The 301-nt window shown below is 69.1% G+C and carries 1 pseudogene; it reads left to right on the forward strand.

From position 1 onward, the window contains the following. Nucleotides 1-258, forward strand: a pseudogene (locus tag MKL01_RS34770) (hybrid sensor histidine kinase/response regulator); the annotation flags it as partial. Between the last annotated feature and the right edge of the window lie 43 nt (nt 259-301).

The raw sequence follows: 301 nt of genomic DNA on the forward strand, positions 1-301 counted from the left end.
CCGGGACTGTTGCCGACGCGGGTGGAGCCTGGACAGCCTGAGAATGCGCTGCTACAACTGTGCATCAACCCCCGCGACGCCACGCCGGACGGCGGCCGCATCACCATCGAGACCGCCAACAAGTGGCTGGAGCGACCGCCCTCGACCAAACACGCGAGCTCCGAGGGGCAGTCCCTATCGGTGTGCGTCACCGACCCCGGCACCGGCATGACCCCGGAAGTAGCGGCACGGGGGTACGCGCCGGTCTGCACGCACTAGCCCATGGGCGCGAGGACCGTCTTCGGCCCGTTCACGATCTCCC

The sequence above is a fragment of the Methylobacterium sp. J-070 genome, from assembly GCF_022829385.1.
Lineage (GTDB): Bacteria > Pseudomonadota > Alphaproteobacteria > Rhizobiales > Beijerinckiaceae > Methylobacterium.